Annotated in this window: 8 protein-coding genes and 1 pseudogene; 4 read left to right on the forward strand and 5 right to left on the reverse strand. The window is 48.7% G+C overall.

The window, feature by feature from the left end; translation table 11 throughout:
- Positions 1-20: 20 nt before the first annotated feature.
- Complete coding sequence (locus H6G89_RS19710) at positions 21-422, reverse strand: response regulator (RefSeq protein ID WP_190509573.1); 402 nt, start codon at positions 420-422, stop codon at positions 21-23.
- 328 nt (positions 423-750) lie between these two features.
- Between H6G89_RS19710 and gyrA the strand changes: the two genes are divergently transcribed.
- Positions 751-3,285, forward strand: a complete 2,535-nt coding sequence (gene gyrA / locus H6G89_RS19715) for a DNA gyrase subunit A (protein ID WP_190509575.1) — start codon at positions 751-753, stop codon at positions 3,283-3,285.
- A gap of 104 nt (positions 3,286-3,389) precedes the next feature.
- On the opposite strand, the gene H6G89_RS19720 is transcribed toward gyrA, so the two are convergent.
- Complete coding sequence (locus H6G89_RS19720) at positions 3,390-3,593, reverse strand: hypothetical protein (RefSeq protein WP_190509578.1); 204 nt, start codon at positions 3,591-3,593, stop codon at positions 3,390-3,392.
- A gap of 483 nt (positions 3,594-4,076) precedes the next feature.
- Between H6G89_RS19720 and H6G89_RS36435 the strand changes: the two are divergent.
- Both H6G89_RS36435 and H6G89_RS36440 read left to right on the forward strand, forming a co-directional pair.
- Positions 4,077-4,523: pseudogene (locus tag H6G89_RS36435) on the forward strand (ATP-binding cassette domain-containing protein); the annotation flags it as partial.
- Between the two features lie 291 nt (positions 4,524-4,814).
- Positions 4,815-5,192, forward strand: coding sequence for a TOBE domain-containing protein (locus tag H6G89_RS36440; RefSeq protein WP_375539702.1), 378 nt, complete (start codon positions 4,815-4,817; stop codon positions 5,190-5,192).
- A gap of 17 nt (positions 5,193-5,209) precedes the next feature.
- Here the strand turns inward: H6G89_RS36440 and H6G89_RS19730 are convergent, their stop codons facing one another.
- Positions 5,210-5,731: a CPBP family glutamic-type intramembrane protease gene (locus H6G89_RS19730; RefSeq protein WP_190509582.1), complete on the reverse strand. Its 522-nt coding sequence runs from the start codon at positions 5,729-5,731 to the stop codon at positions 5,210-5,212.
- 211 nt (positions 5,732-5,942) lie between these two features.
- A complete protein-coding gene (gene rpoD / locus H6G89_RS19735) occupies positions 5,943-7,067 on the reverse strand; it encodes an RNA polymerase sigma factor RpoD (RefSeq protein WP_190509584.1) in 1,125 nt (374 codons plus the stop codon).
- Positions 7,068-7,676: 609 nt separating this feature from the next.
- Between rpoD and H6G89_RS19740 the strand changes: the two genes are divergently transcribed.
- Positions 7,677-7,931, forward strand: a complete 255-nt coding sequence (locus H6G89_RS19740; RefSeq protein ID WP_190509586.1) for a TIGR02450 family Trp-rich protein — start codon at positions 7,677-7,679, stop codon at positions 7,929-7,931.
- A 297-nt stretch (positions 7,932-8,228) separates the two neighbouring features.
- On the opposite strand, the gene H6G89_RS19745 is transcribed toward H6G89_RS19740, so the two are convergent.
- Positions 8,229-11,414, reverse strand: coding sequence for a DUF4347 domain-containing protein (locus H6G89_RS19745; protein ID WP_190509588.1), 3,186 nt, complete (start codon positions 11,412-11,414; stop codon positions 8,229-8,231).
- Positions 11,415-12,513 lie beyond the last annotated feature (1,099 nt).

Raw genomic sequence — 12,513 nt, forward strand, 5'->3', positions numbered from 1 at the left:
TATGTACTTAAATATCTACCTTATGCCTCTTTGGGTAACAGTTCCATAATCTGATCGACAAATTTCTGATGATCTACTACAGGTTTCGAGATGTAACCGTCTGCTCCACTCTGTTTCAAAAAATTCTCGCGATCGCCCTCCATCGCGTGAGCCGTTACCAAAATAATGGGCAAACCAGCCGTTTGAGGGTCAGATTTCAGCATCTGGGTGATTTTGATCCCGTCAACAGGTTTACCTTGGTAAACACTATGCGATAACGAGACATCCATCAGGATGATGTCGGCTTCTCCAGCCTGAGCAATTTGCATGACCTCATCCACGTTCTCAGTATGCTTTACTTCCAGTCCCCCCCGTTTGGTCAAAATCTTCGAAAAGACGCGAGCATTAATTAGGTCATCCTCCACAATGAGAACAGTCTTCATTATTTTTTTCCTTAGTTCCTCTACATCATAGAATGAAGCTTTTTTAAGCCTTGCGGTTCGATACTACTGTGAAATTACTGTGAAATGTACACTAAACCCGACTAAACCCGTACCAAATAGAAAGATTTCATGGTTATACAAAAATTTTGCAAGATGTTTACAGACACCTTATATGGTTTGGTTGGATTATTGGATGTTACCTAGGAGTAATTTTGCAAGACTCTTGCTCTAAAAATTGCTATACACGATGCTGCGTATATCCCCTTTCCCTCTACAGGATAACCATAGGACGTAATTCAGATTTTTTAAGGTCAGAGGAATTAAATTCATGGCAAAACAGTTGAACCTTACATCAGGACAAGTGGTAGCGACCGCCCTGCATACCGAAGTGCAGCGATCGTACCTGGAATATGCCATGAGTGTGATTGTGGGACGGGCACTCCCCGATGTAAGAGATGGGCTAAAGCCAGTCCATCGTCGCATTCTCTACGCGATGCACGAGCTAGGCTTGACCCCCGATCGCCCCTACCGTAAGTGCGCCCGTGTGGTTGGGGATGTGCTGGGTAAATATCACCCCCACGGCGACCAGGCAGTCTATGACGCGCTGGTGCGAATGGTGCAAGACTTCTCCAGTCGCTATCCCTTACTGGCAGGACACGGCAACTTTGGCTCGGTAGATGATGACCCCCCTGCTGCCATGCGGTATACCGAGACGCGCCTGGCTCCGATTGGCAATGAGGCACTGCTGACCGAAATCGGAGAAGCCACGGTTGACTTCATCGGCAACTTTGACAACTCTCAGCAAGAGCCAACTGTCCTCCCCGCCCAACTGCCCTTCTTGCTGCTCAATGGTTCCTCTGGCATCGCGGTGGGAATGGCGACCAACATTCCCCCCCATAACCTGGGTGAAGTGGTGGATGGGCTGATTGCACTGATTGACCAACCCGACCTGCCTGATGACGAATTGTTTGCTCTGATCCCTGGACCTGACTTCCCGACAGGAGGCGAAATTATTGGTGTAGCTGGCATCCGGGAAGCCTATACGACCGGACGGGGCAGCATTCCTGTGCGGGGAGTAACTCAATTTGAGGAGATTCAGGGAGGTCGTGGACGGCACCGTCGCACTGCCATTGTGATTACTGAGTTACCCTATCAAGTCAACAAAGCGGGATTAATCGAAAAAATCGCTGAATTGGTGAACCAGAATCGGATTGAGGGCATTGTAGACATTCGGGATGAGAGCGATCGCGAAGGGATGCGCGTCGTGATCGAGCTACGTCGCGAAGCCAATCCCCAACGAGTGCTACATCGGCTTTACAAGCTGACTCCTCTACAAAGCAACTTTGGAGCCATCTTGTTGGCATTAGCGGAGAGTCAACCTCGGCAAATGTCGCTGCGGGAGTTGCTGCAACAATTTCTGAGCTTCCGGGAACAGACGCTAACTCGGCAATATAACCACGAGTTGCAAAAAACTGAAAGCAAAATTCACGTTCTGGAAGGGACACTGCGGGCACTGCAAAACCTGGATGCGGTGATCGACATCCTCCGCAACGCACCTGACGGAGGTACCGCCAAAGTGCTGTTGCAAGAGCAATTTGAGTTTAGCGATCGCCAGGCAGATGCGATTTTGGCGATGCCCCTGCGCCGCTTGACCGGGATGGAACGGCAAAACCTGCAAACCGATTACGACGAACTAACCGCGCGGCGGCAGGAATTACAACAACTGCTAACCAATCGCAAAGAGTTTCTCAAAGCCCTGAAAAAAGATCTGCGGGCGTTGAAGCGGAAACACGGTGATGCCCGACGCACAAAGATCCAGACCGCAGAGCGATCGGAAGAGGCAGAAGCCGCAGCAGAACTGGCAGAAGACGCCAAGATTGAACAACCTGTCGTATTGGAATTCACCAATCGCGGCTATGTTCGTCGCTTGACTCCTAAGATGTTTGAGCGACAACTCGAACGGCAGGAAGCACAACCCCTACAGACGTTCATCGAAACAGATGATTTTGTCACCCAGACAGAACCTGCTACCACTCTGCAAGAGCTATTGGTGCTCACTCGCAGTGGCAAGGCGTTCACCATTAAAGTAGACGACATTCCCCAAACGCAAAAGCAATCCAAGGGAACTCCCCTCGTCACACTCTTGCCCCAGGCAGGACAGGGCGATCGCGAAACCATCGTGAGCCAATTTGTGCTCCCTCCCCAGGACGAGCCCTTGGATCTGATCATCCTGACGGCACAGGGGCGCATTAAACGATTACCCCTGTCAGAGTTTGCCAATTTGACGGGTCGAGGGCTCACTGTCCTCAAGCTCAAAGATGACGATGAGCTATTGCTGACGACGCTGGCAAGACCCGATGACCACCTGCTGTTAGCAACCTCCAGTGGACGAATGCTGCGCTTCAAAATTGATGATGAACAATTGCCCGTTCTCAGCCGTACTGCTCAAGGGCAAACTGCTCTGCGGCTCGGTAAACAGGAACGCTTAGTGGGTTGTATCGCTCAAGCTCCAGACGACTACTGTGTGCTGTTTACAGCACAAGGCTTTGCTAAACAAATGCCGGGTACGGTTCTGCGCTTGGCTCAACGGGGTGAACTGGGGATGCAGGCAATTCAATTTGTCAATAAAACCGATGCACTCGTTGGCATTATCCCCGCTTTCTCAGGGGCTGAATTAACCGTCATGACCAATACAGATCGGATTGCAAAAGTCGCGATTGATGACATTCCCGAAGAGGGTAAAGATGGGGGAGGCGATCGCCTACTAAAACCTGGCAAGGGTGAAAAAATCACTGGCTTAACGATCGCTCTGCTCGACGAAGCCGAAGCAGACGAGGAGGAGTTAGATTCCTCTGAGGAATAGCCCCCTCTCTCCAGACAGAATAGGGCGGAGAAACACCATTTTTAGGTTGGGAGATCAGAGCTGATGATCAACACGGCTCTCCTATGCGCAGAACACTGCTTTGATTAACCCATCGCGACTTCGGTTTGCAAGCTGGGATTAAGTTGAGTGTAGTGAGCTAAAAGAGCGATCGCCTCAGATTCGTTCTCAACGGGATATTGCGCCCTGATCCCATCCTCAAAGGTAATAACAACACACAGTCGAGATTGGGTAGAGCGCGATCGGGTAGAGGACTGACGCGCTCCGGTCAATAATCTTTTTCGAGTCACTAGTATCATTGCTTTTGGTAAGGTATCTTAATCGGGTAGTGTTATGAAAAAAAGTAGAGACACCCTGATTAAGAGTCCAACCTGCACAGGGGCAAGTGACACATTTTAGCGTTGTGCTAATGCTTCCTATGTTACAAAGCCATAGGTGTGTAAAAGCTCTGACCAGATGCTTAAACTTCAGTATCCAAAAGGTAGATTCTAATCAACTTAATAATTCTGATGCACCGTGAGTGATGCACGTTTGAGTCAGGGTGAGCAAATAAATTTTCCCCAGAACCATAAGCTGAATCTAATTGAGTAGAACAAGTCGTGGCGCAGGTCTTTTTAGAAAATATTTATAAGAGCTTTCAGCGAGGACAACGGGGGCAAAACCCTTCTGGCACCATCAACGCAGGTTCTAATCCGGCAGAATCTGCGGAAGCGACCCTGACAGCTACGAGTGTCTTACGGCGAATCAACCTGACTATTCGCGATGGCGAGTTTATGGTGTTGGTCGGTCCGTCAGGTTGCGGCAAAAGTACTCTGCTGCGCCTGATTGCTGGACTGGAACAACTCACCGCAGGCAATATCTGGGTGGGCGATCGCCTGGTGAATGACCTGCCTCCCAAGCATCGTGACATCGCGATGGTGTTTCAGAGCTACGCCCTGTATCCCCACATGACGGTCTACGACAATCTGGCATTTGGGCTACGGCGAACGGCGACCCAGGAGCCATCTGACATCAGGCAAACACTGCTAAAGCGTTTGCAAACCACAATGACAGAAGACATCCCCGTTGCTCTCACCCGTGGATTGCCTAAAGGGTTGCGTTACTGGTCTGCAAAAGAACGCTTTGTCGATCAGCGAGTCCGTACGGTGGCTCAGATGTTGCAGATCGACATGCTTCTGGATCGGTTGCCCCGACAGTTATCTGGGGGCCAAAAACAACGAGTTGCCCTAGGGCGGGCGATGGCTCGCAACCCCCAGGTTTTCTTGATGGATGAGCCATTGTCCAATCTGGATGCCAAACTGCGGACTGAAACCCGTGCACAAATCGTCAACTTACAGCGTAAGTTGGGTATCACAACGATCTACGTCACCCACGATCAAGTGGAAGCCATGACGATGGGCGATCGCATTGCTGTCATGAATGCCGGACAGATTCAGCAGGTTGACACCCCCCTGCAACTCTATAACCACCCGGCAAACCGCTTTGTAGCAGAGTTCATCGGTTCCCCCACAATGAATTTCATCCCTGTGCAGGTAAAAGCACCTCTGCTGATCACTCACCCCAAATTTCGCATGACGCTGCCAGAAACATGGGAAGCCAAACTGAAACCCTACGACGGTCAGGATGTAGTGTTAGGGATTCGTCCAGAGCATCTTAGCCCCAGTGTTCCGGCTCCCAAGAATTTGCCCGTCCGAGTCGATCGCGTGGAGGCATTAGGCAGCGAAACCTACTTATCAGTCAGCTTTACCAATTCTCTGGCAGAAGACGGTGGACTGCAAGTTCGGACAGAGCCAGATCGCGCCGTTCGAGTCGGAGAAGAAATCTGGTTGGCGATCGCCCCCGATAAGATTCATCTGTTTGACGCTAAAACTGGAGTGGCGATCGCCTAAACACCCTTACCCATTACTCAACTTTGAAATTGCTCTAAACCACCCAAAGCAAGTAACCAGGTCATCACAATTAACCAGTGAGTGACTAAAGGAGTCCAAAGCGAACCGCTTTTGAGATAAGAAATGGTGCAAGCGATTCCGATTAGCCCTGTTGCTATTAAAAAAGCAGGCGTCTTAAAAAAGGCTGGCACAAAAGGATGCACATGATAAGCCACAAATAGAAGCCAACTTAGGATGACTTGAATCCATCGATGCTTAAAAGATACAGATTCTGATGGATGGGAGAGAATTAAAACTCGAAAACCCAATTCCTCTAACAAAGCAGGCACGAGAAAAGTTCCTATTGCTACTCCAACAATGGTTTGCCACGAGGATTGAATCGCAATTTTGAGGAATCCGAGCTTGAAGCCAATCGGTAGATAAACCAGCCCAAAAATCAAGAGTAGAGCGATTGTGTAGAGCCAATCCTGAAAGCTAGGAAGCGTTAAAATCGCTAATCTAACGCGGCAGAAAACTTTTTGCAATGAGTTGGTTGGCAAGTAAATGAAGTTATGGCTAAGAACAATTCAATTAGAACATTGTGAGGCCTGCCTGATGAGACGCGATTAATCGCGTCTGTCCTGATTGAGTGCTTTGTCCTAACTGGGATAATTACGGCTATACATAAGACGTTTAACTTAACGTCAATATTACAAAGATCCCCGAAATCTTCAAGATTCCGGGGATCTAAAGCTGACGAGAGCAGAGAACCTAGCGGATGTACTCTTTCAGAACACTGTTGCGATTAGGATGACGCAACTTGCGGAGAGCTTTTGCTTCGATTTGGCGAATCCGCTCACGAGTAACGTTGAAGATCTGTCCAATTTCTTCCAGAGTCTTCATGCGTCCATCGTCTAAGCCATAACGCAGACGAAGAACATCGCGTTCGCGAGGACTGAGCGTGCCCAAGACACTTTCGAGGTCTTCTCGTAGCAAGCTCTTAGAGACTTGATCTTCAGGTGTTTCACCATCAGACTCAATGAAGTCACCCAAACGGGAGTCTTCTTCCTTACCGATGGGAGTTTCAAGGGAGATCGGCAGCTGAGCTGACTTTGCAATAAAGCGCAGCTTTTCAATGGTCATCTCCATGCGAGTTGCAATTTCCTCTTCAGTGGGTTTGCGACCCATTTCTTGAGAGAGCAACTTGGTGGTCTTCTTGATACGAGAAATGGTTTCGTACAAGTGAACGGGGAGACGAATGGTTCGGGATTGGTCTGCGATCGCCCGTGTGATCGCCTGACGAATCCACCAGGTTGCATAGGTTGAGAACTTATAGCCCTTTTCATGGTCAAACTTCTCAGCCGCCCGAATTAGACCCAAGCTGCCTTCCTGAATCAGATCCTGGAAGGATAATCCCCGGTTCATATATTTCTTGGCGATCGACACCACCAATCGCAAGTTAGACTGCACCATCTTGTCTTTGGCTCGCCGCCCTAAATGCAGACGGTGGCGAAACGCAGGCAGGGGCATGTCAACTGCACTTGCCCACTCTTTGTCCTGAGGTTCGCGATCTAACTCGCGCATCAAATTCTCACGAATTCGCTCTAGCTCTAGCAAATCTGCAATTTTACGAGCAAGTTCAATTTCTTCGTCTGCCCGCAATAGCCGGATTCGCCCAATTTCTTGCAGATAGAGTCGAATTGAGTCTTCGGTGTAATGCTTTTTCTTTGCTTGAGCACGACGACGGTTAGATTTGCCTTTGACAGCCTTACCATCGTCATCATCAGGCTGGTTATCAAAAAACTCGTCGCGATCGTCATCCTCATCCAGCAAAATGTCGTCAAGTTCGCCTTCAGACTGATCAACAGGTTCGAGTAGGTCGTTAGCCTGGGTCATGCCGCGCTCCTCATGCTCCTTAGGTGAAACGTGAAAATAACAATGAAAACCAGAGAATAGCACAATCTATCTCTAGACTCGTCAACTACTGATTTAGCTTTTAGGTGGGGGGCTACCTAATCGATAAACGGTGTAGTAACTATAAGGCACGTCGCTTCCCCAAATTGGTAGAAGCACCAAAAAATGACTCTTTTTCAGGGCTATGTCAAGATGTCTCCGATTGTAGCTTTTCTGACAAAAATTGCACGTCTTTTCTTTGCCTTAGTCATAGAAAGGTGATAACTTAACGCGTTACCTCTAGAGAAATTTCAGAGGTGAACGCCCTAAATTTCTGGGAAGCTAACAAGATAACTAAACTTTTTAGAAAGTGGCAAGTCACCTTTACAAAGGTAAGACTGCCAGCCAGAACTTGCAACGTCAGCGACTACTTCAGTACGTTCCAAGCTAACCGAGGTTGGTGACAAACTAACCTGGACAGATGGCGGAACTCAATTCAGCTATTGTGATGAATTTTGATCGAAATTAGCTCCAAACCCATTGGTAAGGTTGGTCTTGCAAAGCACATATGGCATGGTAGAAGAGGGAACGATAAGCATTAGTTATTGAAGAATGGCGAAGAAACAAAAATTTCCTCACCTGGTTGGGTCAAAATGGACTGCCCAGCAAACCATTATGGGTTGGCGACATTTTCAGGTGACCAACCGGAAAAATCAGGGGCAATGGGTTTTTGCAGAATTAGTAGCGGCCTGTGATCCAGAGGTGAGATTTTGGTTGAATGCCAACCTGTTGAAGGATCGGGGTTTATGGCAGGCAGGATGGCAGTCATTGCAAGAAATGACCACAGGAGAGAAGGGGGAAGGGTAGAAGGGTGGAGGGGTCAGATAGACTCACTTCCTAACTTTCCACTCTCCGCTTCCAACTCCCCACTCTCACCCGTGGCTAGTAGAAGATCTAGGCATCAATATACGGTAGTGTTTCAGATCTGTTGCCACTAACCCCCGGCTGTCGCCGTCCCCCTTACCAAGGGGGACTACAGGGGGTCTTACAGAGGTTATCAACAGGTTTGGAACACCACCCAATATACCCACCCTTCGTAGTGCAGGCTTTTAGTGTGTGGGCAAGATGCCCACCCTACGGTTGTTAGATTTGTGTCCACTTCTACTAGAAGATGAAGTTGTTGGCAGTAATCGTGTTGGCTGTGACGTTTTCCAGCGTGATGAAGCTTCTAAAGCCTCCTGCCCGATCGCCATTAAGGTCGAGTCGAATGATGGTGTCTGCTCCGACCTGACTTCTACGGACGTAAGCCGCAAATTTGTTGGCACGTCCGTAAATGGATGAGCGGAAGAGCCGACTGAGGTCAATGCGATCGCTATTGCGATTGAAGTCTGTAATGCGATCGCCCCGATCTTTAGCTGCCAGATACACAAAGCGATCGCGCCCTGCACCACCTGTGATCGTGTCGGCGTTAAAGTTTCCTACGAGTGTGTCAGCACCATAGCCCCCATCCAGGGTGTCCTGACCGCTCCCTGCTCTGAGCGTGTCTCTGCCGATCGCCCCAATCAGGGTATCCCACCCTAAGCCTCCAATTAAGAGGTCATTGCCCTGACGACCCCGGAGAGTATCGCCCGTTCTGCCGCCGTTAAGCACGTCACCTCCCCGTCCGCCATCGAGTTGGTCAATGCCGAAATCACCAAACATGCGATCGCGACCAGCCCCACCGACAAGTAAATCTTGACCGTTTCTACCAACCAAACGGTCATTTCCCACTCCTCCAAAGAGTTGGTCGTCACCAAACCCACCAATTAAACTGTCGGCACCCAGTCTGCCATTGAGAATATCGTTTCCGGTATCGCCTCTGAGGATATCGCGATCGCCTCCGCCATCCATGGCGTCATTGCCGCGTCCGCCTAACATGACATCGATGCCGCGTCCGCCATCGAGCCGATCATTGCCATCTCGACCTGCCATGCGATCGCTACCGATTCCTCCCAAGATCAGGTCATTGCCCAGACCCCCATCGATGCGGTCGTTACCTAAACCACCATTGAGAACATCGGTTCCTCGTTCACCAAAGAGGCGATCGTTGCCTTGCTTACCTCTCAGGGTGTCATTGCCTCCCGCACCTCGGAGGATGTCTTGACCCAAGCCTCCATCTAACAAGTCGCCACAGGCACGACCATAGAGGCGATCGTTGCCAGCGAACCCAATCAACGTATCTTCGTCCGGAGTCCCCACCAGCGTGTTGCTGCTACGATTACCCCGACGACGAATTCCCGGTTTACAATCATCTTCCTCCTCTTCAGGTGGCGGTGGAGAGACAGATCCACGACCACTCAGAGTAACGGTGGCGGGAGTGGCATCAGAGGCTCCGCTGTTGTCAGTCGTTGTGTAGTTAAACGTGACCCCTGTAAAACCAGTCGTTGATTGGAAGAACAGTTGGTTGGCTTGATTGGGTTGCAAGGTCTGCCCAAGTGTGACGGGAGTACCACCAGAGGCAGGGTTTCCTAAAAACAGCGTTCCCTGGCTGGCAGGGGGCAACGTCAGGATTGTAAAAGAGGCAATGCTTCCATCTGGATCGGTGCCCGATAGCGGAGGAACATTAATAACCGAACCAGGAGTCAACGTGGTACTAACAGGAGCCGAATTGGGGGGTGTGCTACTTTGCGTTGCAACCGTTGTGGTATCGGTCAGGACGTTGTTAGGAATGCTGGGGTCATTAATTCCCGTTGGCACACTGATGGTCGTTGTCGCCGTGAGGACATTTCCAATATTGGCGTTGGGAGATACGATGCCCGTAACGGTGTAAACCACACTAGCACCCGTATTCAAGTTGACACGAGTATTAAAGGTATTGCCTGAGCCTGACTGATCCGCAGGCGTGGGAAAACTACCGCCGCCAGTAATGGTAGCTGTCCAGTTAACGTTGGTTACCTCTGAAGGAATGAGGGTATTGACATTGATATTGCGGAGGTCAACGGTTGAAGATGGAGAGCTAACCGTAATTGTGTAGGTGATGGGACTACCCGGAGTGACGGTGCTACGCCCATCACCACCTGTGACTGAGATATCGACTGAAGCCGTTGGTGTGGGCAAACTACCAAAGTCACCAAAGCCAAACCCAGTAGGACCAACGAGAGTGGGAGCAGCAGTCGTTTGATTAAGGCGATAGAGGTTATCAACTCCGCTCACTTGAGAGGTGACATACAACTCCCCGTCCTGACCAAACGCTAAAGAGCCTGCTCCAACGTTGGTTAAACCAGCAGGTTGCCCGATAAAGGTCGCCTCTAAAAAAGTGGGACTGGTCGGATTGGTGTCTACAGTGTAGAGATTAAAGATCCCAGGACCAGGGACGACGGACACAAATAACCGGTTAGGATTATTAGGATCAAAGGCAATATCCCCACTTCCGGCTGTAAAGCCACCTCCAGTGATTGCTCCAACTACGGTGGCTGCACCTGTAATTTGATCGATGGTGTAGAGGTTGGTATCAGTGGCGTTTAAGCCATAAATTAAACCTGTGACTGACTGGGCAAGTTTGAGGAAGATTGTATCAACCCCAGTTCTACCTCCATTTGCACTGGTTAACGGGGTATTAGTGTTTGTTTCTGGGTCCCAATACGCTACCCGACCACCGTTCACACCATCTACGTTTTCAACATAGTAAATACGGCCTGTAGCCGACTCACGAGCGATCGCAAAGGTAGGAAATGCCAGTGCCCCTACAGAATTAGATGAGCCGTTGGTCAGGTTTAAGACACGAATATCATTGCCAACGACCCCGTACACCAGGTTAGGAATACCTACAGCCAGAACCGCAGCATAGGCTTCTCTAGTAGCTGATGAAAACGCCAGATGAGGGGCAGCGTTCGCCCTGACACGATGAGCCCGGACAGCAGGCTGATAGGTTAAATTCCAACTTCCTCCAAGGGATGCATGACCGACCAAACGATCTGAAGCGGCTATCGTTGCTCCTGTTACTTGTGTTAGTTGTTCAATAAACTTGGCTCCAACGGCTCCTGCGGCGACCCGGCATCCGTATAGTACAAGTTCTGCACCATCAGCCAGTGCTGCCTTCCACTGCTGCAATTGGTTGGCGTAATGGGCGATCGCCTCAGATGTGAGACGGGTTGAGCCGAGTAGTAAGCACCCTGGTTCTCCATGAGAAACAATATGAATACTTTCAATTTGAGTGTAAGAACTTAACGCACGAGTAATCTGTTCTACTCCATTAAGGTGCGGCTCAAGCACTACAACTGTACTTGCTGATGAAACACCGTTAATTAATGTTTGATAGTCAGCAACGGTGCGATCGATAAAGACAAGTGAGGTAGGAAGAGTAACAGGCATAGTAGATGGTTTGGTAGATGTCTGCGTGGAAATTTGGAAGTAGCAATCCCCGTAATCCTTCAATCAAAGATGGAATCTGAACGGACAGGCTCCGTTATTCTAAGTAAGGTTTATGCCTTCATCTTTTAAGAAATATGTCTATCAAGATCAGAATTGAAGCAATTTTTAAGTTCATATTCTGTCCTTGTCCTGTGAAGTTAAGGATGCAAAGGAAAAGCCATCTGCGTTTAACTAGCCCATGCTTTTTATAAGAAGGGTGCGTTGATTTTCAGATTCATAGATTGCATCAAGCAGGATAACTTCAGGAAAATTTCCACACAAGATTAGCCAACCCGGTTGAATTCCGCATAGAAATTCATCGTCTTCCATCTTTTTAGAAGAACAAGGGAAACCTTAGGTTTGAGTTGAGTTACAAGGTAATGAGGTCAGGGCTTACGCTATTAGATCCCAAAAACTTCCTTTGAGAGCTAATTTGTAAATGGTTGTTTCAAACCTCTTAGATCCCTCTGTAAAAGAGGGACTTCAGGCTCTTGCCTGAGTTCACCTCTTGTTAAGAGGGATTAGAAGGGATTAAGCAATAGCAAGTGTTCCAGAGCTTAAGATTGGCTTTATGAATTAGCTCTAAAGGAGGCACTTGGAATTTCCCCCTTTTCAAGGGAGTAAGGGTAAATCAAAGTTTCAAGCTTCAACTGCGTAAGTTCTAGAGGTTACGAAAAATCGAAACCAGGAAGATTGAGAAGTGAAGCAGCAACTTTAATAGCCGCACGAGTAAGTTTGCTCTAAATCAAGTTAACATTCTCCATTCACTGTTAATAACAAAGCAGCTCTTCACCAGTAGAAAAAGAAAACAAATTACATCTTGAGTAATTTTGTTTATGAGAGCTGACTTTGTTTGTAAGTAACCGAGCGCACCCTGATGGAGTTTGAAATTGACCCAATAATATCAAAAGAAGTTCTATTGGGATATAGCAACAGCCGAACTTTTGACAAGAGACGTAAACATCTTAATGATTATCTCCTGCAATGGATACAATTATTTCCTGACAAGAGACGTAAACATCTTAATGATTATCTCCTGCATGGATATAATTATTTCCTA

Source organism: Oscillatoria sp. FACHB-1407 (genome assembly GCF_014697545.1).
Taxonomy (GTDB): Bacteria; Cyanobacteriota; Cyanobacteriia; order Elainellales; family Elainellaceae; genus FACHB-1407.